At 58.2% G+C, this 26,283-nt stretch carries 15 protein-coding genes; 6 read left to right on the top strand and 9 right to left on the bottom strand.

Translation table 11 applies throughout. The annotated features are described in order from the left end of the window. Window positions 1-98: 98 nt before the first annotated feature. On the bottom strand, window positions 99-3,038 hold the full coding sequence (gene glnE / locus ACA055_RS02285; protein WP_497682177.1) for a bifunctional [glutamate--ammonia ligase]-adenylyl-L-tyrosine phosphorylase/[glutamate--ammonia-ligase] adenylyltransferase: 2,940 nt from the start codon (window positions 3,036-3,038) through the stop codon (window positions 99-101). Between the two features lie 383 nt (window positions 3,039-3,421). Between glnE and aceE the strand changes: the two genes are divergently transcribed. The 5 genes from aceE (at window position 3,422) to msrA (ending at window position 13,401) form a co-directional block, all read left to right on the top strand. Then, window positions 3,422-6,067 (top strand): pyruvate dehydrogenase (acetyl-transferring), homodimeric type, encoded by a 2,646-nt coding sequence (aceE, locus tag ACA055_RS02280; protein ID WP_497682176.1) that lies wholly within the window; start codon window positions 3,422-3,424, stop codon window positions 6,065-6,067. Window positions 6,068-6,078: 11 nt separating this feature from the next. Then, a complete protein-coding gene (gene aceF / locus ACA055_RS02275; protein WP_497682175.1) occupies window positions 6,079-8,037 on the top strand; it encodes a dihydrolipoyllysine-residue acetyltransferase in 1,959 nt (652 codons plus the stop codon). 270 nt (window positions 8,038-8,307) lie between these two features. Beyond that, on the top strand, window positions 8,308-9,702 hold the full coding sequence (locus ACA055_RS02270) for an alkaline phosphatase D family protein (protein ID WP_497684349.1): 1,395 nt from the start codon (window positions 8,308-8,310) through the stop codon (window positions 9,700-9,702). Between the two features lie 194 nt (window positions 9,703-9,896). Next, window positions 9,897-12,590, top strand: a complete 2,694-nt coding sequence (locus tag ACA055_RS02265; protein ID WP_497682174.1) for a sensor domain-containing phosphodiesterase — start codon at window positions 9,897-9,899, stop codon at window positions 12,588-12,590. Window positions 12,591-12,753: 163 nt separating this feature from the next. Further along, window positions 12,754-13,401 (top strand): peptide-methionine (S)-S-oxide reductase MsrA, encoded by a 648-nt coding sequence (msrA, locus tag ACA055_RS02260; RefSeq protein WP_497684348.1) that lies wholly within the window; start codon window positions 12,754-12,756, stop codon window positions 13,399-13,401. Window positions 13,402-13,549: 148 nt separating this feature from the next. Here the strand turns inward: msrA and ACA055_RS02255 are convergent, their stop codons facing one another. Further along, a complete protein-coding gene (locus ACA055_RS02255) occupies window positions 13,550-14,386 on the bottom strand; it encodes a 23S rRNA (adenine(2030)-N(6))-methyltransferase RlmJ (RefSeq protein WP_497682173.1) in 837 nt (278 codons plus the stop codon). A 172-nt stretch (window positions 14,387-14,558) separates the two neighbouring features. Here ACA055_RS02255 and ACA055_RS02250 point away from each other — a divergent pair, with 172 nt between their 5' ends. Next, the gene (locus ACA055_RS02250; protein ID WP_497682172.1) at window positions 14,559-14,972 is read left to right on the top strand and encodes a T6SS amidase immunity protein Tai4 family protein; all 414 of its coding nucleotides are present in this window, start codon (window positions 14,559-14,561) and stop codon (window positions 14,970-14,972) included. Window positions 14,973-14,991: 19 nt separating this feature from the next. On the opposite strand, the gene ACA055_RS02245 is transcribed toward ACA055_RS02250, so the two are convergent. The 7 genes from ACA055_RS02245 to putP all read right to left on the bottom strand — a co-directional run bounded on the left by ACA055_RS02245 (window position 14,992) and on the right by putP (window position 25,915). After that, entirely contained in the window at window positions 14,992-15,489 is a 498-nt protein-coding gene (locus ACA055_RS02245) for a hypothetical protein (protein ID WP_497682171.1), read from the bottom strand. Between the two features lie 135 nt (window positions 15,490-15,624). Next, complete coding sequence (locus tag ACA055_RS02240; RefSeq protein WP_497682170.1) at window positions 15,625-15,948, bottom strand: hypothetical protein; 324 nt, start codon at window positions 15,946-15,948, stop codon at window positions 15,625-15,627. Between the two features lie 355 nt (window positions 15,949-16,303). After that, on the bottom strand, window positions 16,304-16,714 hold the full coding sequence (locus ACA055_RS02235) for a hypothetical protein (RefSeq protein WP_497682169.1): 411 nt from the start codon (window positions 16,712-16,714) through the stop codon (window positions 16,304-16,306). A 7-nt stretch (window positions 16,715-16,721) separates the two neighbouring features. Continuing rightward, window positions 16,722-21,482 (bottom strand): RHS repeat-associated core domain-containing protein, encoded by a 4,761-nt coding sequence (locus tag ACA055_RS02230; RefSeq protein ID WP_497682168.1) that lies wholly within the window; start codon window positions 21,480-21,482, stop codon window positions 16,722-16,724. Next, a complete protein-coding gene (locus ACA055_RS02225; RefSeq protein WP_497682167.1) occupies window positions 21,482-22,219 on the bottom strand; it encodes a DUF4123 domain-containing protein in 738 nt (245 codons plus the stop codon). The genes ACA055_RS02230 and ACA055_RS02225 overlap by 1 nt, the downstream gene beginning before the upstream one ends. Beyond that, window positions 22,209-24,143 carry a type VI secretion system Vgr family protein gene (locus ACA055_RS02220; RefSeq protein ID WP_497682166.1) on the bottom strand — a complete coding sequence of 645 codons (1,935 nt, stop codon included), beginning with the start codon at window positions 24,141-24,143 and terminating at the stop codon, window positions 22,209-22,211. The genes ACA055_RS02225 and ACA055_RS02220 overlap by 11 nt, the downstream gene beginning before the upstream one ends. A 287-nt stretch (window positions 24,144-24,430) precedes the next feature. Next, the gene (gene putP / locus ACA055_RS02215; protein WP_497682165.1) at window positions 24,431-25,915 is read right to left on the bottom strand and encodes a sodium/proline symporter PutP; all 1,485 of its coding nucleotides are present in this window, start codon (window positions 25,913-25,915) and stop codon (window positions 24,431-24,433) included. Window positions 25,916-26,283 lie beyond the last annotated feature (368 nt).

Genomic DNA, 26,283 nt, shown 5'->3' with positions numbered 1-26,283 from the left:
GCTTGCTCGCGAAGGGGCCAGCAAATTCAACATTGATGTCGACTGACACTCCACCTTCGCGAGCAAGCCCGCTCCCACATTTGAATCTCGTCGCTTTCTCAGCTTAGCCCCAGCTCACGCCAGATCCGCAATACCTGCCGACGTTCGTCCACGAACTGGTCGCCCGGTATCACCCCGGCGTCATTCTGCAAGGCCTGCCGGTGAGCGGCGGAGCGGTAGGCTTTATAGGCCTCGCGCAACAGGCTGGCGTCTACGGCGGGCATCAGCCCTTCCTCCTCCAACCCTTCCAGAATGCGGATGTTGTCGGTATAGCGCAGCAATGACGGGTGCGTTTGCGACCACGCCAGGGCCGCGTATTGCACCATAAATTCAATATCGACGATACCTCCAGCGTCCTGCTTGAGATCGAACGGCGCCGTGGCCTCGAAGGCATTTGCCCCGGTGCCGGCCGCAGTGCTCTTGCTGCCCAGATTATCGCGCATCTTGGCGCGCATCTCGCTGACCTCCTGGCGCAGGGTCACCAGGTCCCGCGGCTTGCCCAAGACCGCCGCGCGGACTTTCTCGAAAGCCTGCCCAACATCCCGACTGCCCACCAACACCCGTGCCCGCACCAAGGCCTGGTGCTCCCAGGTCCAGGCTTCGTTTTCCTGATACCGGGCAAACGCCCCCACCGAACTCACCAGCAACCCCGACGCACCGGAAGGTCGCAGGCGCATATCGACTTCATACAGCTGACCGGAGTTGGTCTGGGTCGTAATCAAGTGAATGATCCGCTGCCCCAGTCGGGTGAAGAATTGCGCACCGTCGATAGGTTTGGGCCCGTCGGTTTCCGCCTGTGGGTCGCCATCGTGAATGAACACCAGGTCCAGGTCCGAACCATGCCCCAGTTCCAGTCCACCGACTTTCCCGTAACCGACAATGATGAAACCGGGATCGCACAAAGTGCCGTCGGTGCGCAGCGGTGTGCCGTACTTGGCCACGGTCTGGCGCCAGGCCAGGGCCAGCACCTGCTCAAGGATCGCCTCGGCGAGCCAGGTCAGGTAATCGCTGACTTTCATCAACGGCAGACTGCCGGCGATTTCCGAGGCGGCAACCCGCAAGCGGTGCGCCAGTTTGAAATGCCGCAGGGCTTCCATTTGCTGCTCGAGGTCATCCTCGGGAATCCGCGTCAAACGCTCGCGCAACTCGGCGGCCAACTCAGGCGCTAGCGGCGGCTTGAACAGGCGGCCTTCGTTGAGCAATTCGTCGAGCAGCAGCGGAAAACGGGTGATCTGTTCGGCGATCCACGGGCTCGCGGCGCACAAGGTCAATAAACGTCGCAGCGCGCCAGGGTTCTCGGTCAGCAACACCAGGTACGCGGAACGCCGGGCCACAGCTTCTACCAGTGGCAGCACCCGCTCCAGCACCAGGTCCGGATTGGCGTGCTCTACGGCCTGGGCCAGCAATCGCGGAATAAACGCATCGAGCCGCTCGCGCCCTAGACGTTGCATGGCGCGCAGTTGCGGACTGCCGCGCAGGCCGGCCAAGGCTTTCAGGGCCTTGGTGGCATCGACGAAACCGCCCTCTTCCAACTGGCGGCAGGCCGCTTCTTCATCCTGGGCTTCTTCCCACAACGGCAGCCATTCACCGCCGACCACCACTTCGCTTTCGGTGCCTTCCTCTTCGTCGGGATCGGCGATCACCTGCCCGAAGTGCCAAGCCACACGCCCACGCCAGTACATCAGCTGTTCATGGAAGGCCGCCCAATCGGCGAAACCCAACATAAAGGCAATGCGCGCCTGATCCTGCGCGCCGTCCGGCAGCATCTGGGTCTGGCGGTCGGCGATCGCCTGGATCGCGTGCTCGGTGTAGCGCAGGAATTCGTAACCTTCGCGCAGCTCGCTGACCACCGCTGGCGGCAGGTAACCCTGACCTTCGAGCGTGCTCAGTACTTTTAATAGAGGACGTTGCTGCAGGCTCAGGTCGCGACCACCGTGAATCAGCTGAAAGGCCTGGGCGATAAATTCCACTTCGCGGATGCCACCGGAGCCGAGCTTGATGTTGTCGGCCATGCCTTTGCGCCGGACTTCCTGCTGGATCAGCTGCTTCATGGTGCGCAGCGCTTCGATCGCGGAGAAATCCAGATAGCGCCGGTAAACGAATGGTCGCAGCATGTCGAGCAACTGCGCGCCCGCCACTTGATCGCCCGCCACCACCCGCGCCTTGATCATCGCGTAGCGTTCCCAGTCGCGGCCCTGATCCTGGTAATACTGTTCCAGGGCGTTGAAGCTCAGCACCAACGCGCCGGACGAGCCGTAAGGCCGCAGTCGCATGTCGACACGGAACACGAAACCGTCGACGGTCATCGGGTCCAGCGCCTTGATCAGCCGCTGGCCGAGACGAATGAAAAACTCCTGGTTATCCAGCGAGCGTTTCACGCCGACGGTTTCGCCGCCCTCGGGGTAAGCGAAAATCAGGTCGATGTCCGACGACAGGTTGAGCTCCACCGCACCCAGCTTGCCCATGCCGAGAACAACCATCTGCTGTGGCTCACCGCTGCGCCGGCCCGTAGGTACGCCGAACTGCTGGCAATGCCGCGCGTACAACCACTGATAGGCCTGATCGATGCTCGCATCGGCCATGTCCGAGAGGTCGCGGCAGGACTGGACCAGATCGGCCTGGCGGGTCAGGTCGCGCCAGATAATCCGCACTTGATGGCGCGCACGCTGGCGGCGAAGGGCGCGACCGAGCTGGTCATCGGTTTCAGTTGTGCTCACCGCCGCCGCAATTTGCGCGCACAACTCGCCGGGAGCGAAGCTGCGATCCAGCTCGCCGGACTGCACCAGCTCCAGCAACATTAATGGGTCCCGCACACTTTGTTCGATCACGAAATCACTGGCCGCCGTGACCCGGGCAAATTGTGCCCAGCGCTCAGGCGTCCAGGTGGACAGGCCGTGGTCATCCTCCAGCGCCGCGACGGCGGTGCGGAACGACTGCTCGGCACGGGTGACAAACGGCAGGAGAATGCCGGGCAGTTCAGCAAGCGAAGGGAGGCTCATGGTCTATCCTTGATCGGCGTGTGGAGGGCTGCATGTAGTGATTCGTGAAAACACGCTACCTGGAGGACTGTCGAACAAAAGTTAGAAATAGCTGAAATTTCTTTATTTTTGGCAGCCAACATCAAGCTTTCACCTTTTCTGGTTGGCAAAAGACCAACCTTAACGATTATTCTCACAACGCAGCTGGAGGCCACAAGCCGCTCATCTGTAGTTTTACTACTCGTATATACATTCGAAAGGCTGAAATGCCCGATGATTTGTAGTAAAACTACACGCCGCCGGAACAACCTCTCGGCAATCCAAGAATTTATATCGTCTGCCCACAAGGCCAGTCGCAAACTCAGGCAACCGATTCTGGAAGCCTTTCCGCCCTGGAGCAAGCCATGCAAGACCTCGATCCCGTCGAAACCCAGGAATGGCTGGACGCCCTGGAATCGGTTCTCGACAAAGAAGGCGAAGACCGCGCTCACTATCTGATGACCCGTATGGGTGAACTCGCGACCCGCAGCGGTTCGCAACTGCCATACGCCATCACCACGCCATACCGCAACACGATCCCCGTTACCCACGAAGCACGCATGCCTGGCGACCTGTTCATGGAACGCCGCATTCGCTCGTTGGTACGCTGGAACGCGATGGCCATGGTGATGCGCACGAACCTGAAAGATTCTGACCTGGGCGGTCACATCTCCAGCTTCGCCTCCAGTGCAACCCTGTATGACATCGGCTTCAACTACTTCTTCCAGGCCCCGACCGACGAACACGGCGGCGACCTGATCTACTTCCAGGGCCACACCTCGCCAGGCGTTTACGCCCGTGCGTTCATGGAAGGCCGCATCACCGAAGACCAGATGAACAACTTCCGCCAGGAAGTCGACGGTCAGGGCTTGTCGTCCTATCCGCACCCTTGGCTGATGCCTGATTTCTGGCAGTTCCCGACCGTATCGATGGGTCTGGGTCCGATCCAGGCGATCTACCAGGCACGCTTCATGAAGTACCTGGAAGCCCGTGGCTTCATCCCTGAAGGCAAGCAAAAAGTCTGGTGCTTCCTGGGCGACGGCGAGTGCGACGAACCGGAATCCCTGGGCGCAATCTCCCTGGCTGGCCGCGAGAAGCTCGACAACCTGATCTTCGTCATCAACTGCAACCTGCAGCGCCTTGATGGCCCGGTTCGCGGCAACGGCAAGATCATCCAGGAACTCGAAGGCGTGTTCCGTGGTGCTCAGTGGAACGTGACCAAAGTCATCTGGGGCCGTTTCTGGGACCCACTGCTGGCCAAAGACGTCGACGGTATCCTGCAACGTCGCATGGACGAAGTCATCGACGGCGAGTACCAGAACTACAAAGCCAAAGACGGCGCGTTCGTGCGTGAACACTTCTTCAACTCGCCAGAACTCAAGGCGATGGTTGAAGACCTGTCCGACGACGAGATCTGGAAACTCAACCGTGGCGGCCACGACCCGTACAAGGTCTACGCGGCGTACCACGAAGCGGTCAACCACAAAGAACAACCGACCGTCATCCTGGCCAAGACCATCAAAGGTTATGGCACCGGTGCCGGCGAAGCGAAGAACACTGCGCACAACACCAAGAAAGTTGATGTTGAAAGCCTGAAGCTGTTCCGCGATCGTTTCGACATCCCGGTCAAAGACGAAGAGCTGGAAAACCTGCCGTTCTTCAAACCAGAACCCAACAGCGCCGAAGCCCGTTATCTGAGCGAGCGTCGCACCGCACTGGGCGGTTTCGTGCCACAGCGTCGCGCGAAGAGCTTCGACATCCCGACGCCGTCACTCGATACCCTCAAGGCCATCCTGGACGGCTCGGGCGACCGTGAAATTTCCACTACCATGGCGTTCGTGCGGATCCTCGCGCAACTGGTCAAGGACAAGGAAATCGGTCCGCGCATCGTCCCGATCATCCCGGACGAAGCCCGTACTTTCGGTATGGAAGGCATGTTCCGTCAGTTGGGCATCTACTCGTCCGTCGGCCAGCTCTACGAGCCAGTCGATAAAGACCAGGTGATGTTCTACAAAGAAGACAAGAAGGGCCAGATCCTCGAAGAAGGCATCAACGAAGCGGGCGCCATGAGCTCCTTCATCGCTGCCGGTACTTCGTACTCCAGCCACAACCAGCCAATGCTGCCGTTCTACATCTTCTACTCGATGTTCGGCTTCCAGCGCATCGGCGACCTCGCCTGGGCCGCTGGCGACAGCCGTACCCGTGGCTTCCTGATCGGCGGCACCGCCGGCCGGACCACGCTGAACGGCGAAGGCCTGCAACACGAAGACGGTCACAGCCACATCCTGGCCGCTACCATCCCGAACTGCCGCACCTTTGATCCAACCTACGGCTACGAGCTGGCGGTGATCATTCAGGACGGCATGAAGAAAATGACCGGAGAGCAGCAGGACGTTTTCTACTACATCACCGTGATGAACGAGTCCTACCAGCAACCTGCCATGCCGGCCGGTGCCGAGGAAGGCATCATCAAGGGCATGTACCTGCTCGAAGAAGACAACCGCGAAGCGGCGCACCACGTTCAGCTGATGGGCTCCGGCACCATCCTGCGTGAAGTTCGCGAAGCGGCGAAGATCCTTCGTGAAGAGTTCAACGTCGGCGCCGACGTGTGGAGCGTTACCAGCTTCAACGAACTGCGTCGCGATGGCCTGGCCGTTGAGCGCAGCAACCGTCTGCACCCAGGCCAGAAGCCTAAACTGAGCTATGTGGAAGAGTGCCTGAACGGCCGTAAAGGTCCGGTCATCGCGTCTACCGACTACATGAAGCTGTTCGCTGAGCAAATTCGTCAGTGGGTCCCGTCCAAGGAATTCAAAGTCCTGGGCACCGACGGTTTCGGCCGCAGTGACAGCCGCAAGAAGCTGCGTCACTTCTTCGAAGTCGACCGTCATTTCGTGGTGTTGGCAGCCCTGGAAGCCTTGGCTGATCGTGGTGATATCGAACCTAAAGTGGTGTCTGAAGCCATTGCCAAGTTCGGTATCGACCCGGAAAAACGCAACCCACTGGACTGCTGAGGAGACATTTTGTGAGCGAGCTCATTCGCGTACCTGACATCGGCAGCGGTGAAGGTGAAGTAATTGAATTGTTTGTGAAGGTCGGCGATCGCATCGAAGCCGACCAGAGCATCCTGACGCTTGAGTCGGACAAGGCGAGCATGGAGATTCCTGCTCCCAAGGCCGGTATCGTCAAAAGCCTGAAAGTAAACATCGGTGATCGTCTGAAAGAAGGCGACGAACTGCTGGAGCTGGAAGTCGAAGGTGCCGCTGCTGCGGCCCCTGCGGCTGCCGCTGCGCCGGCTGCCAAGGCTGAAGAGAAACCGGCTGCTGCTCCAGCGCCGGCTGCTCCTGCTGCCGCGCCTGCTGCTGCCACCACTCAACAAGTGCACGTGCCGGACATCGGTTCGTCGGGCAAGGCCCAGATCATCGAGATCCAGGTCAAGGTCGGCGACACCGTCGAGGCTGATCAGTCGCTGATCACCCTGGAATCCGACAAGGCGAGCATGGAAATTCCATCGCCTGCTGCTGGCGTGGTCGAAAGCATCAGCGTCAAGCTTAACGACGAAGTCGGCACCGGCGACCTGATCCTGGCCCTGAAAGTGGCGGGTGCTGCGGCACCGGCCGCTGCTGCGCCAGCCCAGGCTGCTGCGCCTGCAGCCGCTGCTCCGGCGCCAGCCGCTGCGGCCCCGGCGGCACCGGCTGCCGACACTGTTCAGGACATCCACGTCCCGGACATCGGCTCGTCGGGCAAGGCCAAGATCATCGAAGTCCTGGTCAAGGCTGGTGACACCGTCACCGCCGATCAGTCGCTGATCACCCTGGAATCCGACAAGGCGAGCATGGAAATCCCATCGCCTGCCGCTGGCGTGGTGGAAAGCGTTTCCATCAAGCTGGATGACGAAGTCGGTACCGGCGACCTGATCCTGAAGCTGAAAGTCAAAGGCGTTGCGCCTGCTGCTGCCCCGGCGCCTGCCGCCGCTGCTGCACCAGCACCTGCGGCGGCTAAGGCTGAAGCTGCTCCAGCAGCCGCTGCGCCTGCCGCACCGGCTGCTGCACCGGCCAAACCCGGCGCCAAAGTTCACGCAGGCCCGGCAGTACGCCAACTGGCCCGTGAATTCGGCGTCGAGTTGAACGCGGTCAGCGCCAGCGGTCCACACGGTCGCATCCTGAAAGAAGACGTGCAGGTTTACGTCAAAGCCATGATGCAGAAGGCCAAGGAAGCACCGGCCGCTGCTGGCGCAACTGGCGGCGCGGGCATCCCGCCGATTCCGGTCGTGGACTTCAGCCGCTTCGGCGAAACCGAAGAAGTGCCGATGACTCGCCTGATGCAGATCGGCGCGTCGAGCCTGCATCGCAGCTGGCTGAACATTCCACACGTGACTCAGTTCGATTCGGCTGATATCACCGAGCTGGAAGCGTTCCGTATCGCTCAGAAAGCCGTTGCAGAGAAGGCTGGCGTCAAGCTGACCATCCTGCCGCTGCTGCTCAAATCCTGCGCGCACCTGCTCAAGGAACTGCCGGACTTCAACAGTTCGCTGGCACCAAGCGGCAAGGCGATCATCCGCAAGAAGTACGTGAACATCGGCTTCGCCGTCGACACCCCTGAAGGCCTGCTGGTACCGGTCATCAAGAACGTCGATCAGAAGAGCCTGTTGCAACTGGCAGCCGAAGCCGCTGCGCTGGCAGCCAAGGCCCGCGACAAAAAGCTCACCGCTGACGACATGCAAGGCGCCTGTTTCACCATTTCCAGCCTCGGCCACATTGGCGGCACCGGCTTCACGCCGATCGTCAACGCGCCGGAAGTGGCGATCCTCGGTGTTTCCAAGGCAACCATCCAGCCAGTCTGGGACGGCAAAGCCTTCCAGCCGAAACTGATGCTGCCACTGTCGCTGTCCTACGATCACCGTGTGATCAACGGCGCCGCTGCGGCACGCTTCACCAAGCGTCTGAGCGATCTGCTGGCGGACATCCGCACCATCCTGCTGTAACACCGGCCGGCCCTCCCTCACCAAAGGGCCCGTCGCGTTCCACGTTTTCCGAGCGCCACGCTCGTACCTCAACCCCGCCAATTTGGCGGGGCTTTTTTTTGCCCGAAGCTTTTCACCTTCCTACATTTGTGGCTGACATCGCCCACAACTCGAGTCCATTTCCGCTCGATATTTTTTAAGGTCCAATAACTAGGCTTAGTTACACGGTTATTGAATACAACCGAAAAAACATCACTCGCTTAATCAGCACAAAGCCGAATGGACTCGAACATGCTCAAACCAACTGTCGGCCCGATTATTGGCCACACAACAACTAATCATGCACGCATCTTCTTGCGTGGAGAATTACAGAAAGGCGCCTTGGCATTTGCCGGTATTCGTTATCGACGACTCGGTGAAGAGCGCTGGTCAAAAGGCGTGTTTGCAAAACTCGAAAACAGGCGCGATATGACCGAGGTCTTTGCACTTAACGATCTTGCCGGCGACACTGATTATGAATACCAGGCGGGCTGGTTCAGCCCGATGAACCCGGTGCATACCGTGGAGACGGTTCAGGAGCTGCCGCTGCAATGGCCGCGACAGACCCATCGCTTTCGCACCCGGTCCAGCCAGGCCAGGCTGCCTCGGGCTTACATCGTCGGGTCTTGCCGTTATCTGCGCATGACCGCCGGCATCGCCGCCGCGCCTCATGTTGGCGACAGGATTTTCGCCTCGATATCAAACCTGGCGGAACAGGCCGATCCGCCCATCAGCGCCATGTTGATGACCGGCGACCAGATCTACGTCGATGACCTGAACGTCATCGCCCCTGACCGGGAACTCAAGGAAATACTCCAGAAGTACCGCGTGGCTTTTGCGCAACCCAATATCGCAAAGTTAATGTCCAGCGTGCCAACTTATATGATCCTCGATGATCACGAAATCGAAGACAACTGGCCAGCCAACAGAAACAAAAAAGATGACTTCCTATATGCCAATGCAATAGAGGCCTATGAGTTATATCAAGCCAGTCACAGCCCGGCACACGAACTGTCTGCCAGCGGACACGTAAACAAAAAACCGGACAAGTATTGGTATCAATTTACCGAAGGCGATATCGAATGGTTCGTCACCGACAGTCGAACCCGACGCAATCTTTCGACCGCCGACCGACGCATCCTCGACGACGCCCAGGAACAAGCGTTGTGCGACTGGCTGATCCACAGCCGGGCTCGGGTCAAGTTTGTGGTCACCAGCGTGATGTTCTACCCCGACCGAAAACGCCTGGGCGATGACGCGTGGAAGGCCTTCCCCGAACAACGGCTACGCCTGTTGGAGACAATTCGTACACACCGCATTAAAAACGTCTTCGTGGTTTCCGGCGATGTCCACGGTTCGTTGACCAGTCGGCTGACCCACAGCGCAGATCCGGACTTCGAAGTCCACACCATCGTCTCCTCGCCGCTGTGCAACAGCAAATGGTTGCCCTATGCCTCGGCGTCCACCTTCATCCTTGATCAACCGCTGGCCCGGACGGCTGCTGGCGACTATCAGCACGAACTGACTAGCAAGGTGATCAGCCAGGACAATTTCGCCCATCTGATCGTCGAATCAGAGCAGATTAGCGTCAGTTACCATGACCGTGACGGCAACCTGCTGCAATCGACAAACCTCCCACTGCGTTAAGCCATGGAAGGCCAAATGCATTAGTTTTGACCCTGCGCTGGAGAAATCTTCCTTCCTGCCGACATATTCTTATAGCACTTGGCCTTCATGTCTCTTGTCAGTCGGTGTCGCAATGATGCAACCTTGCCGCAGGCAACAGTAAAGAGGGCGAGAGCCCGGCGCGATCAGCATATTCGAAGTGAGTTTCCCTCCATATGAAAAGCCAACCCGATGCCGCCAGCCGTATGGTGGCCGAGGTAGTGACGCAGTTGCCTGTGCCCTCGCGGCTCGGCATGCTGCGTTTCGAACGGCTGAATGAACCGAGCTGGGCGCTACTGTTTCTCGATCCCAATTGCGAACGACAATTCGGCCTGCCGGCCGTGGAGCTGTGTGCCCTGGTCGGCTCGCCCTATGCGAGCCTGATGGAGCCTGAGGCGCGCTATCAACTGCACGACGCAGTGCAGCAGCAACTCACCCAAAGCCCGCATTACCTGATCCGCTACACCCTGCACACGGCCGCAGGCTCCTTGAACCTGCTGGAGCTGGGCGAAGCCTACAAACAACACAATCGACACCTGTTACGCGGCTACCTGCTGGTGGTCGATGGTTTATTCGACGGCGAACAACTGCTGCCGGCGCTGGATCTCGAAACCCAGAACTCACGCCTGCAAATCGCCCTGGAACTCAATCAGCGCGCCCAGCAGGAACAACTTCTGCACCTCGACCGCGTGCGCGCCCAGCAAGACCTGATCCTGCTGCTGACCCGCCAACGCTACAGCACCAACAACTCCCTGCAAGAAGCCGCCGAACTGATCACCCGCAGCGCCTGCGAGATCTACGAAATCGACAGCGCCAGCCTGTGGAATCTCGAAGGTCCGCTACTGGTGCCGATCTCCGCCTATCACCGCGCCAGCCAGGAATACCTGCTGCCGGAGCCGATCGACGTCAGTGGTTTCCCCGATTACCTCGACGCCTTGCACACCGGCCGCGCCATCGACGCCCACAACGCCATGCGCGACCCGCGCACCCGGGAAATGGCCGAACACCTGCGCCCGCGCGATGTGAACGCCATGCTCGACGCCAGTATCCGCGTCGACGGCCAGGTGGTCGGCGTGCTGTGCCTGGAACAGACCGGTGAAACCCGCGCCTGGCAATCGGACGAAATCGCCTTTGCCGGCGAGCTGGCGGATCAGTTCGCCCAGGTCATCAACAACCACAACCGCCGCACCGCCACCAGCGCCCTGCACCTGTTCCAACGTGCGGTCGAGCAAAGCGCCAACGCGTTTTTGCTGGTCAATTGCGACGGCGTAGTGGAGTACGTCAACCCGAGTTTCACCGCGATCACCCAGTACACCACCGAAGAAGTCCACGGCCAGCGGCTGTCGGAACTGCCGGCATTGGAAAACCTCAGCGAACTGCTGTTCGACGCGCCCTCGGCATTGGCCAAGAGCAACAGTTGGCAAGGCGAGTTCAAGAGCCGTCGCAAAAACCTCGAACCCTACTGGGGCCAGTTGTCGATCTCCAAGGTTTACGGCGACAATCGCGAGCTGACCCATTACATCGGCATCTACGAAGACATCACCCAGACCAAGCTCGCGCAACAACGCATCGAGCGCCTGGCCTACACCGATAACCTGACCAACCTCGGCAATCGCCCGGCGTTCATCCGCAACCTCGATGAACGCTTCGCCCGAGACAGCGATACCCCGATCAGCCTGCTGCTGGTGGACATCGACAACTTCAAGCGGATCAACGACAGCCTCGGCCACCAGACCGGCGACAAACTGCTGATCAGTCTGGCCCGACGCCTGCGCAACAGCCTGAGCCCGAGCGGCAGCCTGGCGCGCTTCGCCAGTAACGAATTCGCCGTACTGCTGGACAACACCGATCTGCAGACCGGCCAACAGATCGCCAGCCAGTTGCTGATGACCCTCGACAAGCCGATGTTCGTCGACAACCAATTGATCAGCGTCACCGGCTCCGTCGGCCTGGCCTGCGCGCCGCTGCATGGGCGCGATCCACAAACCCTGATGCGCAACGCCGGGCTCGCGCTGCACAAGGCCAAGGCCAACGGCAAGCATCAGGTCCAGGTGTTCACCGAAGCGCTGAACGCCGAGGCCAGTTACAAGCTGTTCGTCGAGAACAACCTGCGCCGCGCCCTGACCCAGAACGAGCTCGACGTGTTCTACCAGCCCAAACTATGCCTGCGCAGCGGTCGCTTGCTGGGGATGGAAGCCTTGCTTCGCTGGAACCATCCGGAAAAAGGCATGATCCGCCCGGACCAGTTCATCAGCGTCGCCGAAGAAACCGGGCTGATCATCCCGATCGGCAAATGGATCGCCCGCCAGGCCTGCCGCATGAGCAAAGACCTGACCGCCGCGGGCCTGGGCAATCTGCAGGTGGCGATCAACCTGTCGCCCAAGCAGTTCTCCGACCCGGACCTGGTCGCGTCCATCGCCAACATCCTCAAGGAAGAAGCGCTGCCGGCGAACCTGCTGGAGCTTGAGCTGACCGAAGGTCTGCTGCTGGAAGCCACCGAAGACACCCACTTGCAGCTCGACCAACTCAAGCGCCTGGGCCTGACCCTGGCCATGGACGACTTCGGCACCGGTTACTCGTCGCTGAGTTACTTGAAAAAATTCCCGATCGACATCATTAAGATCGATCGAAGCTTCATTCACGAAATCCCGGACAACCAGGACGACATGGAAATCACCTCCGCAGTGATCGCCATGGCCCACAACCTGAAACTCAAGGTCGTGGCTGAAGGCATCGAAACCGCTGAGCAGTTGGCTTTCCTGCGCCGTCACCGCTGCGATGTCGGCCAGGGCTACCTGTTCGACCGTCCGATCCCCGGCGTCGAGCTGATCGAAAAGCTCAAACGCTACCCGCGTGGCCCGATCGCCTGACCTGCGGGAGCGGGCTTGCTCGCGAAAGCGGCGTGACACTCGACATCATTGTTGCCTGACACACCGCCTTCGCGAGCAAGCCCGCTCCCACAAGAGTAGTGCGTAACCGGACGGCATTGGGCAAACTGCGTGTCTGACAATTCCCAAACTGAGAGGACTGATGATGGTCTTGCGCTCGGAAATTCTGGTGAACAAAAACGTGCTCCCGACTAAAGAACAAGCTTTGCCTGGCCGCGAAACCCCAATGACCGTGCCGGAAAAACACTTCGTCCACGACGCCCCGCTGCTGGGCCCGTTTGCCATGGACGTGGATTTCGCAATCTTCGGCCTCGGCTGCTTTTGGGGTGCGGAGCGCAAGTTCTGGCAACGCGAAGGCGTGGTCAGTACAGCGGTGGGTTATGCCGGCGGCTTTACGCCGAACCCGACGTATGAGGAAGTTTGCTCGGGCCTGACTGGCCACAGCGAAGTGGTATTGGTGGTCTACGAGCCAGCAAAAGTCAGCTACGAAGAATTGCTGAAAATGTTCTGGGAACTGCACAACCCGACCCAGGGCATGCGCCAGGGCAACGACCTCGGCACCCAATACCGCTCGGTGATCTACGCCACCAACCCGACCCAACTGGAAGCGGCCAAGGCCAGCGAGAAAGTGTTCCAGGTCGAGTTGACCAAGGCCGGCAAAGGCACCATCACCACCGAAATCGACGAAGCCCCGACGTTCTTCTTCGCCGAGGCGTATCACCAGCAATACCTGGCCAAGAACCCTGAAGGGTATTGCGGGATTGGCGGTACGGGCGTGACCTGCCCGATCTGACTTCGGGCTTCTGAAAAGCTTCGCGGGCAAGCCCGCTCCCCCATTAGATCTGTGTCCGACCACGACTTTGTGATCGACATAGACCCCCTGTGGGAGCGGGCTTGCCCGCGAAGGCGTCCGCCCAGACGCCATCAATGCAACGGATCAATTACTCGGCAATCAACCAATCCATCTGCCACCCACCCTGGGTTTGCCCAAGCTTCTTGGACAACCACGGCAGCAGCTCACGCAACTCCTCTTCCAGACCCCACGGCGGATTCGCAATCGCCAATCCCGAGCCGTTCAGACTGTTCGGCGTATCTAGCGGATGCACCAGTAACTCCACCCGCAACAACTTCGGCGCGCCCGTGCCGGCCAGGTCCTGGTAAAAACGACGCAACATGCGCTGATCCTTCACCGGGTACCAGATCGCCGCCACGGTTTGGCGCATCCGGCCAATCGCCTCTTTCAACGACGCCGCACACCGCTGCATCTCATCGAGCTGTTCAAACGGCGGATCAATCAACATCACCGCCCGCTTCTCTTGCACCGGCAACATCGCACGCGGCACATGCCAGCCTTCACCCAGATGCACCTTCACCCGACGGTCGCCCGCCATATTGTCCTTGAGCAACACACCGTCTTGCGGGTGCTTCTCGTTGAGCATCACCCGATCCTGCGGCCGCGTCAGACGCCGCGCCAACTCCGGCGACCCCGGGTAATAGCGCAACTGGCCATCCGGGTTCATGTCGTGCAGCACTTTCATGTAATCGGCGGTCAACGCCGGCAAATCCGGCTGGTCCCACAACCGCGCGATGCCTTCCAGATACTCACCGGTACGGCTCGCCTGATCGCCCTGCAGGTCATACAGACCAATGCCGGCGTGGGTGTCGAGATAGGCAAACGGCTGCTCCTTGCGCGACATCAAGGCGATGAGGCGGGTCAAAGTCAGGTGTTTGAACACATCGGCGTGATTGCCGGCATGGAAGGCGTGACGATAATTCATGGCTGCTCCTGCGAAGGGCGGGAAGTTTACCTTGTACCGAAGCGAACGTCAGGGCCTCACAGCCGAGCGGCCAGACGAAAACCCGCTGGCGAGGGCGCATGCGACCGGCACATACTCCTAACCCACCGAGCGACACACTCACCCCAATCAATGACAGGGAGTCAAAAAACCGATGCGAATTCTATGGTCGGCGTTTGTTTGTTTACTGTCGGCAAGCCACGTTTTTGCTGACGAGACGCACATAGCAGAGGCACGCCAATCCTTAAAAAATTACGGACTTAGCCATTGCATTCTCAAGCACTTTAAAGAGAAGTCCGAGTTAGAAGCAGACATCGGGCGATCGGCGGGGGCTTACTCGTTCATGGGTAACGGCATGCATACCGTGGTTCAGGATGAAGACACCTTGAAGGTCACACATGACCCTTACATGAATACCCGGATCTATGTATTTAATGCTTATGACAACACCTCATCTGTCAGCAAATACACGGACAAAAAGCTGGTAATGCATGGATGCTTGAGCGTTTATAACTCGCCGGCGTTCGACGCCTTTATCAAGACCCAGGATCAATTCATTACCGAATAAGCTTCTGAAAACCCACCATTCAGGTCAGATTAGTGCTGAACAGACCGAGATCCAGATTTTTCAAACACTGATAATAAAACTCAGAGCTATTGCTGACTCGGTCATGCCTGAAATCAAGTATCTGCTTATAGAGCGACTGAATCGCAGGATCCTTGATGGATCGCATACTGTCCAGGACAAGACAGATTTCATAAATCTTCTCCTCCCGCTCCTCGTTCATACGCCGATAGTCTTCTCTCGACATAATTCCAAGAAAATGAGAAAAATGAAAAGGTAGACCCGCGTTATTTCTGAACATCCAAAGAAACGTCTTTGCCAGCAAATCTACAAAATATAGCCGTGCCAGACAGGCAGGGTCAGCGGCAAAATTCAGCAGATCTCTGATGCCGAAAAACTCAAAGACTGCGATTTCAAAGCGTGCCGCATCGCCATCATCACCACTTTCATAGGCATCGATGACGATATCGCTGTAGGCCCATTCTTCGATTAACGCCCGTGTTAGCTGTTGACCCGACATACCTACCCTCTTGTTTTCAGGAAACGACTTTTAACGCGCCGCTCTGCGTTCCAATTTCGGGCCTGCCACCGAAGTGACGCAGAGCGTCACGGGCTGCATTCCCACGCAGAGCGTGGGAACGATCTTTCAGCAGCCCTACTCCGAACACCGCGCCCGCAACCGCCGCCCAAGAACATCCAGCACATCACACCCATCCCGCAACGGAATGGCACAGAGCAAAGCAAAATCACTAAGAATGAAGGACTGACACTCGATCGAACCGCGCATCGACAAGTTCTCCATCACTTGGGTGACGGCGCGAATTCGGTAGTTGGCAGCGTCATACAAAACATCCAGCGGCGCTTGGGTGTCGACGAACAGGGTTGGCATGTCGTCGCAATTGCTGGTGAGCGCCATGAAACGGCTTTTGGGATGGGGAATTGGTTTTTCATAGGGGGGATCGGGATGAATACTTTTCATTTTTAAACCTCTGGTAGAAGTGGAGCTACCATCGACCTTCCTACAGGCTTGGGTGGCAGCTATACGCGGGGTAGGAATATCGAGACCAGAGCAAACTCGACCACGCCGAAGCGTGCCCGCGCACAGCCGCCGCAACTGATCTTACGGACGCACGTTGACGGCCGCAATTCAGGTGTCGACGCCAAAGCGTCTTCTCTAGTCTTGAAGGGTTCCTACACCCCGCCACTGAATTTTCAGCGACCACCAGAGACTATCGATGGAAAACATTTCCCACCAGTTCATGAAAACCGCCGCGGATTGAAGGAAACTTCCGACGACCTTGCCCAGAAATTTCGCTCTGGTTCAGAGCCCCCATCTACCAAGTGGATTGGTCTTCAAGACCCGCCTTGTGAAGATCTTCTTTCCACTCCACAGTTGCCAATCGAAAAATATCTTCGAAAAAAGCTCTGGTGTTCTCCATCTCATCCCAACCACAAGGGAAAGACGAATATTCTTCAGGGTCATACGCCAGCAGCGACTGAAAATCATAATTTTCGTCCTGGAGAGCTTCCTCCAAACTCTTATAAATCAAAAATTTGTGCCGGTATGACTTTCTTGTAGGCAAGCAGTATTTAAGTATTATCCCTTCTCTATCAGCTGGGTCATTAGGATCAAGTTTTTCAAGAGCTTCCCCTAGCGTTTCTTCACGATCATAAATATCAACTCCCCCCAAAAAAAATGCGGGTGTCGGGAGGTATGGTTGCCCATCATCTGGATCAATAAACATTTCTCACCTATTTAATTGGATATAGCGTAAACGGCACGCCAGTTACAGGATCGAATTTCATTTCAAATCCATCCATTTGAATCAATTTCGGATTTTTTTCCGACTTTGGATTAGGTATATAACCCTCTCCCGCGCCAGGAAGTCTCATCCTCACAATATCGGCCTTCTGAGAATCTTTTCCCGTAAAACGTGTTAACCCTTGTTCCGTCCGTGTTGTTCCAAGGTTGTAGGCTTTGAGCATAATTTCCCAACTATGAAATCTGGAGCTGGAATTACCTTTCTTATTCCGAGGTGTCTTACCTGTAATAGGGTTCGTACCATCGATTGCCCTTTGCTTGAAAGCTTCATCTGGAACCTCTGGATCATGCTTTCCAACCATATGCATGCCTTGACTGTCGTTTAATCTTTTAACTTCTTTCTTGGCAAGCTCCGCAGCACTTAACTTAGGCTTCGGTAACTCAGGCTCACCCTCATCAACCCTAACGCCAGTCGTATCATCCGGCGCCCCACACCCAGGCTTATTCGGTGGCGGGCAATTCCCGCTCAACCCCAACGGATCAACCCACCCGGTCGGATTCGGCGTGTACTGATACTGGTTCAGCCCACCCGCCAACTTGATCGGATCCGGCGTCAGATACCGACCCACCTCCGGATCATAGTACCGATGCCGGTTGTAATGCAGGCCGCTCTCGACATCAAAGTACTGCCCCTGAAACCGCAACGGTTGCTCAAGCTGCTCTCCCCCACCGAACACCTGACGAGTGACCTTGCCATAGGCGTTGTACTTCGCCGACCAGACAATCTCGCCACCAAAATCAGTCAGTTCCTGCGGTGTACCCAGGTGATCGAGCTGGTAGTAAAACGGGCAGGCCTTGCGCGGGCCTTTGCCGTCGAGCATGGCCAGTGGGCGGAAACTGCCGGGTTCGTAGACGTAGCTGCGGTAGTGTTCGCGGCTGCTTTCGGCGACGAGGTTGTCGCCTTGCCAGAAGAACTGGGTGGTGTGGCCGTCGACGGTTTTGCTGATGCGGCGGCCGAAGGCGTCGTAGCGGTAGCTTGAGCAACGACCGTCCGGGGTGGTGACGCCGATCAAGCGGTGTTGGCAGTCGTAGGAATATTCGGTGACGAGTTTTTGCCCGGTGCCGCGGCGTTCGCGGATCAGGTTGCCGAAGGCGTCGTAGTCGTAATGGCGGTCGCCTTGCATCAATAGGCGGTTGCCTTTGATGGTCGTCGGGCCGGGGCGGTCCTGCATCAGCAGGTTGCCGGCGGGGTCGTGGGCGAAACTTTCTGGTGGGTCGTCGCGGGTGTGGCGTACGCGGGTCAGGCGGTTGAGCGGGTCGTAGTAGTAACTACGCTGGCCATGACGGCTGTCGGCGATGGAGACCAGGTTGCCGTTGACCGCGTAGCTGTAATGGCGCAGGTACAACGGGCGGTGTTGTTGGTTGATCGCGTGGGCCTGCAACCGGCCTTGTTCGTCGTAGTGGTATTGGCTGGTGAGCTGACCTTGCTGGCGTTGCAACTCGCGACCGAATTGGAACTGATGGCTGGTGAGCCGCGCGCCGTTGAGGTCGATTGCCGTCAGCGCGCCGCCCTGGGCGTGGTGGTAATCGAGCTTGCTGCCGTCCGGCAGGCGCAGGCGGTTGAGCTGGCCGCAGGCGTCGTAGCCATAACGCAGGGTGCCCCAACCTTGGTGTTCGGTGATCAGGCGGTCCTGCTGGTCGTACTCGAATTCCAGCGGATGATCGTGGCCGTCGTCGACGCTGACCAGTCGACCGAGGTTGTCGTAGTGGTATTCGACCTTGATGCCGTCGGGCAGGGTTTTGACCAGCAGGCGACCGGCCGTATCGCGCTTGTATTGCGTGACGAGTTGCGAACCGTCATCGCCGAAGTCGGTTTTCTCCAGCAACTGACCGGTGAGATCGTAGGCATACGCCGTGCGGCGCCCGTCGAATCCGGTTTCCTGTCGGATCAAGCCATTGGGCGTGTAGTCCAGGAGATATTTTTCACCGGATTCGTTTTCGATTTCCGTGAGCAACAGCTGGGCGTTGTCGTAGCGATACTTGAGCTGGGTGTCGTCGGGATTGATCCGGCGGCTGACCAGGTGCAGATCGTCGGCGTATTCGTAACGGGTGACGCGGCCCAGCTCATCGCGTTCGGCAATGATCTTTCCGTAGGCGTTGTAGCTGAAATCGCGGGTGGCGCCGGTGGGTAAAGTCGTCTGCAGCAGTCGGCCGACGGCGTCCCATTGGTAGGAGGTGACGGCGCCGTGTTCGTCCTGACGGGTACTCTGCCGCCCCAATACATCGTAGGAAAACCGCCGTTGACCGCCGTCCGGCAAGGTCTCTTCGACCAACTGACCCAAGTCGTTCCAGACAAATACATGCCGACCGTTGTCCGGGTAGCGGATCGACAGCAACCAGCCTTGTTTGTCGTAGTGATAGTGAGTGACCTGTCCATCGGGATCGGTCGCTGCGGTGATATCGCCCTGAGCATTGCGCCGATAGGTCCACACGGTTTTGCCGCGATAGCGCGCGTGCAGGAAACCGTTGCGGTACTCGTAGGACGTTGGCTCGTCTTCTGGCGGAATCACCGTGATAAGCCGTCCGACCTCGTCGTAACGGTATTCAGTGACGGCGCCCAGCGGGTCTTGTTCGGCAACCAAACGACCTTTGTCGTCGTAGGCCTTGAGCTGTTCGCCACCGTCCAGTTCGACCTTGCGCACCAGCCGCGCCCGATCGTCGTGGACATAAACCTCTTCACTGCCATCGATGTTCTGGACGGTGACACTGCCCTGGTCATCCCAGACATACCGCGCGTCCATCTGCGAAAACGACGCCCAGTGGCGGATGCATCGGGCAGCCTTGCCGGACCTTTCCCACGCCCAGAAGAAACTCGCCCCACCGGCCAGTTGCCGCTGCAGGATGACGTGTTGATCGTCGTAGTCGTAGCGTTCACTTTCGTTAGCGGCGTTGGTCGCTTCGATCAGTTGATTGCGTTCGTTGTAGCGATAGCTGACCAGCGTCTGCTCGGTCCGCCAAGCCTCATCGAAGGTCTCCGCCGGAACGAAACACTGATAATCGACGGCAACCAGATGAGCGCGGTCATAACGTAACAGCAAGGCACGACCAGCCCCGTTGTCGAGGCGCTGGATGCGATCCTGGCGGTCGCGGGTAATGCGTAGGCGATTGTCGTAAGCGTCGCTGATCGTGGTCAGCCGACCGTTGATGAAATGATAAAAACGCGCCTCGTCACCGGCCTGGGCGAGGATCAGTTCTTCCGGTTCATCACCGAGAAAAATCGCCGCCCGCGACAGGCTGTTGTGGATCGCCGGACGTTCGATGTTTGGCAGCGGAAAGGTGGTGCGACGGTTTTCGTGGTCAATCCAGATGACGTCGTCGCCATCGATTTCCAGTCGATGGGCGAGCGAGTGACTCCAGCCAAAACCGAGGCCGCTATCGATCTCGGCCGCGCTGGTGCGATAGAGCCGGTTGAAGTCGAACGGCAGCATGCCGTCCAGCGAACCGTCGGTGAGGGTCAGCAGTTCTTCCCCGGTGACCATCGATACCGGGCATTTATTGGTGGCGGTTTTATCGGCGGAATCGGCGCTGTCGCCGTTGGGGTTGATGGCCTGCTTCGAGGCGTCTTCGTGGTGCTCGTTTTGCTTGAGCGTGGTATTGCGCTTGGCATCCCAACGCAGCTGCACTCGACCCTTTTTCAGACCGGCCGCCACACCGCGCGCGGCGACTGTTTTGTAGCGGTCGACGTAGTTGATGAAGCTGTCGAGGACAGTGAAGATCGCTTTGACGAAGCCCTGTACGGCACTGACGAACCGGGCGCCGTAGTGAGCGAGGCGCAGACTCAGATAGGCAATGCCCGCACCCGCCCCGGCGAAGGTCAAGACAATCCCGATCAGAATGTCGATGAGCACCTGCACCACCACCTTCGACACCGCTTCGGCGGTTTTACCGGCGATCTCGCTGGGCGGCAGCATCTCCAGCCACAGACTGGCGGTGCGCAGCAGCAAACACAACGCTGCTTCGTCACTGGCCAGCAGCTGAACTTTTTCCATCGTGACCGGAAATTGTTCGGCCAGTTCTTTCAGTTGCTCGGCGCCGCTCCCCAAGCGCTCAACAAATTTTCGGGGGTCCTGAAGAATATCCGAGAGCAGGCTGAGGCTGTCCCACACGCCGATAATCGCCGCCCAACTTCCCGCTAGCATTCCGTTACTCGCGGCGGCAAATGTCGACTGCGACCACTGTGGCTTGAACCCTTTCCACTCGTTGCGCAGCCAGTGTTCGAGCTCCTTCGTCAGCCCATCGTAGGAAGAGAAAAGGTCTTCAACCTGTTGCGGCGTGACTTCGTGGTGAACGTGAACGCGGTAGAACTTGCCGGGTGTACCGGTGAACGTTCCCTTGCCGTTTTTATCGAGTGTGACCGGCGTCTTTTCGCCGCCATCGCTGGCAATCACATCGACCTGAATGTTGCCCAACGGAATGTCGTAGACCGACTCAAACTTGCTCTCGATTTCCAGAGTCCCGCCTTCTGGACACTGCGCGAGACTGGAGAAAAAGTTGTCATCACCACTGCTCACCGCCGTGGTGGTATTGCCGAGTTTTATGAGCCGCTCCATGTCCATCAGCGAGGGCATGTCCGTGGCGCGACTGACCTGGTCGGCGGCCTGCGCGAACCAGCGGTCGAGCTGCTGGCGATACAGAGTCAGGGTGTCTTTAAATCCGTCGAGCTCCTGCTCGATGCGTACGATCTGATCCATCAGTCCAGCTCCGCCAACAAGTAATCCACCAACGCTGATTTCGGTGCTTGAGGCAGGTCCGGTGTCTCAAGAAAAATCGTAACTTTGTGCCGCAATACGCTTTCGGAAAACGCCTCATAGAGGTCCGGGCGATCCTCGCTCAACCACTTCAGCAGGTTGTTGACCCGGGTAGTTGCGGACTCGCAACCAAGGTGTTCAAGCAGCGATTCGGAAACGTCCCACCATGGAAAAACACGGGAAGTTTTCAGCGCGTCTCCACCGATTTCGAGAGGCTGGCCATTGATCAGGCAACGTCCTATCACCGGCATCAATTGCGCGGCATCAACCTCGGCGGATTGAAGAATCGGCAGCAAATATCGCCCGTCCCAGAAGCGAAAAAACACCGCGTTGCCGTTGGGCAGGAGGGCTTGAGTGAGACTGCGCAGATGCTCGACCAGCACTTCTTGAGTCGCGCAAGACACCGCCAGCCAACCCCAGTCGCGAGCGTCCGTGGTGACGACCCATTCCAGGAACTCACTGTCAGCGGCGACGATTCCGACATAGGGCATCACCGGTTCCCACTCTGCGTAGGCGGTGTCGGCCCAGATCGGGCTCGGCGCATGGGTCGGGCTCGAGTGCTGCCAGGCTTTAAACGGTTCTGCAGAGCTGGCGTTGCCAAACACTGCGAACAGTTGCTCGGTAGGTTTAAGCGGCTGTAGTTCTAGCCAGGCGTGGGGTGACAAGCGATCAGGCTGCACAGACACCGTCCTTGCAGCGTTCGCATTCTTCACAAAATGGCGCGGCGCTTTGCAGGCTGAGAATCTGTGCGGCGCCAAGTGCTACGAGTTTTTTTTGAGTGCTCGGGCCGCCCATTGTCGGCATCGGCGCACCGCCGACCTGGATCGGTACGCTGCTAAAGATTCCGGCGGGGCCAATGTTGATCCAGTGCCCGCCCGCCTGAACGGTGGCGCTGGCACCGCCATCGATCACGACTTGCTGGCCGGCGCTGACATGGAATTGTCCGCTCGCCTTGACCGTCTGGCTGCTTATGCGGACGTGTCGATCACCGAAGACGTGCAGGTTGTCGTTCGACTCATGCCGTTCGTCGCTGCCAATGACCACACTGCGCTGGTTTCCTACCTGGACGTGCAAATCCTGCAACACGTGCTGGGTCCAGTTTCGCTGGGCACGCAGGTAGATTTCCTCGGCGCCTTGGCGATCCTCGATGCGCAATTCGTTGTAACCGCCGCCGCCCGGACTACTCTGACTGCGGAAAACACTGCGGGTCTTATCCGTAGGCAGATTCAGTGGCACCGAGTTGGAACCATTGGGCAGGCAGCCCATCACCAACGGTTTGTCGGCATCGCCATCGACAAACCCCACCAACACTTCCATCCCAACCCGAGGGATCAGCGCGATACCGTAGCCGTCATGCGCCCATCCGCTGGCAACCCGTAGCCAACAACTGGAATGCTCGTCCCCGTGACCGTCCCGATCCCACAACAGCTGAACCTTGACCCGGCCATACTCGTCGCAGTGGATTTCGCTATCGGTGGGGCCGGTTACGACGGCTGACTGATATCCGCCGATATCGGGTTTTTCCATCAGAGGTGGACGAAACGAAACATCCCACGGCGTTGCCAGAAAGGTATTGCGATAGCCCTGGAGTTCATCCTCGCCGTCGCTGGTGAACGACTCTTCCAACACCTGCGGCTGTCGCCCGTGATGTTCGATTTTGGTGATCAGCCACAGGTCATTCCATTCCTGACGCGGATGTTCGTCGATCTGTAGGAAATGCCCACTGACCAACGCGGGTTGATCGCTCTGACCTTCAGCCTGTCGATAATCCGCACCGTGCCGCTCAAGTGCTCGTTGAACCAGATGCTTGCCGTGTTCGCGATCGGTGAATTGTCCGGGAAAGTGGTAATCCTCCAGCGCCGGACGCTGCCCGCTGTCGATACTGCTTTCAAGTTGCAGGCGAGGCTTGTGGAAGTCGTAGTCGCGACGGGTGACTGCAGTGGTCCGGGTTTCCACGCGTACGTTTAAACGCTTGATGGCCGGCGCCTGGGAGGCCATCCCGCTGTCTGGCATATACGGCACTGGCTCGGGCGGAAGAGGGAAAACCGTCTGATCATCACCCAATACCAGCAGATGCCCCTCGGGGCTGTGCTGGAAGTGATAGTGAATGCCAATCTCGGCACACAGCCGCTGGATGAATGCCAGATCGCTTTCCGCGAACTGCACGCAGTACTCGCGCTCCGGGTAGTCGGTGCCGAGCCGGAACTCGAAGGCATCGCGCTGAATGCCATGATCCTTGAGGATGTGCTCGATGATCGTCGGCACACTTTTGTGCTGGAAGATCCGCTGATTAATGCGTTGGCCGAGGTAGGTCAGCCGCGGTACCAAGCTGATCTGGTAGCGAGTCAGACGTTTACCGGAATCGCCTTGGCCAACCCGAAAAATCTGACCGTGAATACCGGAACCTTGTGTATCGAAACTCAGAAACGCCTGACGATGCAGCAGACTTTCAAGCTCGATGTCCGGCCGTTCGCTGACCAGTTCCAGGTCGAAACGGTAGGGTTGGCTGATGGCTTCCTTGCCACTGAACTCAAGCACTTTGAGCTCATTCTGGACGCCATCGAGTGTCAACGTGAAAGGCGGTTGAGTGTCAGAAGCGAGCATCCGATGTGTCTCTGCAGAATGAAGGCGGGCGATTCTGCATGAGTGACAAGGGGTGTTGATGGATGGACAGAAAACTCAGATTTACCCTACTTTTGATGAAGACTTACCCTTCAAAAAACAGGATGTTTGGCTACAGACATTCCCTTCAGAAGCACCAAACAAATGTGGGAGCGTCGATACTTCGAGCCCTGCGGCAATAGAAAAAAATACAAAAAAAACGGCCCGCCTCCAAAGGAAGCGGGCCGTTTTCATGTTCGGCGAACGTTCAGAGCCTCAGCTCATCCCGATCACTTGTTCAGGCGGAAATCTGCTTCGGCAGCGGCGAAACGCTGAAGCATGCCGGTGCTCGGCGCGCCCAGTTTGCTGACGATGTAGATGGCCAGGCTGGCGAAGATGAAGCCCGGGATAATTTCGTACAGACCCAGCAGCTCGAAGTGCTTCCAAACGATCACGGTGATCGCGCCGACCAGGATGCCGGCCAGTGCGCCGTTGCGAGTCATGTCTTTCCAGATCACTGAGATCAGGACGACGGGACCGAACGCGGCACCGAAACCAGCCCAGGCATAGCTGACCAGACCCAGTACGCGGTTTTCCGGGTTAGCGGCCATCGCGATGGCGATCAGGGCAACCAGCAACACCATGGCGCGACCGACCCAAACCAGCTCAACCTGGGAAGCGGTTTTACGCAGGAAGGTTTTGTAGAAGTCTTCGGTCAGGGCGCTTGAGCACACCAGCAGCTGGCAGCTCAGGGTACTCATTACCGCCGCCAGAATGGCCGACAGCAGTACACCGGCAACCCAAGGGTTGAACAGGATTTTGGCCAGTTCGATGAACACGCGCTCTGGGTTTTCGGTCACAGGACCGGCCAGGTCAGGGTGCGCGGAAAAGTACGCGATACCGAAGAAGCCTACAGCCACGGTGCCGCCCAGGCACAAGATCATCCAGGTCATGGAGATACGGCGAGCGTTAGCAATCGACTTGACCGAATCCGCGGCCATGAAACGCGCCAGAATGTGCGGCTGGCCGAAGTAGCCCAGGCCCCAGCCCATCAGCGAGATGATGCCGATGAAGGTGGTGTTTTTCAGCATGTCGAAGTTGCTTGCATCTTGCGCTTCGATGGCCAGGAACGTGGTGTCGACGCCGCCGGTGGCCAGCAGCACGATGATCGGCGTCAGCAACAGGGCGAAGATCATCAGCGTGGCTTGTACGGTGTCAGTCCAGCTCACGGCCAGGAAACCACCGACGAAGGTGTAGGCAATCGTCGCCGCAGCACCGGCCCACAGCGCCGTCTCGTAGGACATGCCGAAGGTGCTTTCAAACAGACGGGCGCCCGCCACGATGCCGGAAGCGCAGTAAATGGTGAAGAACACCAGAATTACGACCGCGGAGATGATCCGCAATAGGCCGCTTTTGTCTTCGAAACGGCTGGAGAAGTAGTCCGGCAGGGTCAGCGCATCGCCGTTGTGCTCGGTCTGCACGCGCAGACGGCCGGCGACGAACAGCCAGTTCAGGTAAGCACCGACGATCAGGCCGATGGCGATCCAGCTTTCAGAGAGACCGGACATGTAGATTGCGCCCGGCAGGCCCATCAGCAACCAGCCGCTCATGTCGGAAGCACCGGCAGAAAGTGCCGTCACGACGCTACCCAGGCTACGACCGCCCAGAATGTAGTCAGAAAGGTTGTTGGTGGAGCGATAGGCCATGAAGCCGATCAGCACCATTGCTGCGATGTAGATCACGAAAGTGATCAGGGTTGGATTGCTTACGCTCATTATGTGACGCCCTGGCTTTGTTTTTATGTAGCGGCGGCTGGTGAACCGCGCGCAAACGACATGTTTGACAGACGATTCGAAATCCCGCGCATTTAGACTGATGTTTCCCCAGGAAAGCCATCAGCCGAGGCACCGACCTTTTTTGACCGGTTGCACCTTGGGCGCGAATGCTATTCAACAAAGCAAATAAGGTGCAACCAGTTTCTCGTGAATAAGTTGCACCTAGTCGGATTTATCGGAAAAGCACCAGTTTTTGCTCCTTTTTAGAGCAGTCAGGCCGGTTTTCTAGAAGCAAAAGCACCAAGCAGGCGCGGTACGATCGTGCCGGAATTTATTTACTGACGAGCTGCTTATTATTCCGACAAAAA

The sequence above is a fragment of the Pseudomonas sp. LBUM1657 genome, assembly GCF_059716075.1.
Note: the sequence above shows the minus strand (reverse complement) of the source record. Positions and strands in the feature narration are given on the sequence as shown.

Bases quoted from the DNA above. Each gene is read 5' to 3' on its own strand.
- glnE (WP_497682177.1), bottom strand. From the start codon at position 3,038: ATGAGCCTCCCTTCGCTTGCTGAACTGCCCGGCATTCTCCTGCCGTTT.
- aceE (WP_497682176.1), top strand. From the start codon at position 3,422: ATGCAAGACCTCGATCCCGTCGAAACCCAGGAATGGCTGGACGCCCTG.
- ACA055_RS02270 (WP_497684349.1), top strand. From the start codon at position 8,308: ATGCTCAAACCAACTGTCGGCCCGATTATTGGCCACACAACAACTAAT.
- ACA055_RS02265 (WP_497682174.1), top strand. From the start codon at position 9,897: ATGAAAAGCCAACCCGATGCCGCCAGCCGTATGGTGGCCGAGGTAGTG.
- msrA (WP_497684348.1), top strand. From the start codon at position 12,754: ATGGTCTTGCGCTCGGAAATTCTGGTGAACAAAAACGTGCTCCCGACT.
- ACA055_RS02255 (WP_497682173.1), bottom strand. From the start codon at position 14,386: ATGAATTATCGTCACGCCTTCCATGCCGGCAATCACGCCGATGTGTTC.
- ACA055_RS02250 (WP_497682172.1), top strand. From the start codon at position 14,559: ATGCGAATTCTATGGTCGGCGTTTGTTTGTTTACTGTCGGCAAGCCAC.
- ACA055_RS02245 (WP_497682171.1), bottom strand. From the start codon at position 15,489: ATGTCGGGTCAACAGCTAACACGGGCGTTAATCGAAGAATGGGCCTAC.
- ACA055_RS02240 (WP_497682170.1), bottom strand. From the start codon at position 15,948: ATGAAAAGTATTCATCCCGATCCCCCCTATGAAAAACCAATTCCCCAT.
- ACA055_RS02235 (WP_497682169.1), bottom strand. From the start codon at position 16,714: ATGTTTATTGATCCAGATGATGGGCAACCATACCTCCCGACACCCGCA.
- ACA055_RS02230 (WP_497682168.1), bottom strand. From the start codon at position 21,482: ATGGATCAGATCGTACGCATCGAGCAGGAGCTCGACGGATTTAAAGAC.
- ACA055_RS02220 (WP_497682166.1), bottom strand. From the start codon at position 24,143: ATGCTCGCTTCTGACACTCAACCGCCTTTCACGTTGACACTCGATGGC.
- putP (WP_497682165.1), bottom strand. From the start codon at position 25,915: ATGAGCGTAAGCAATCCAACCCTGATCACTTTCGTGATCTACATCGCA.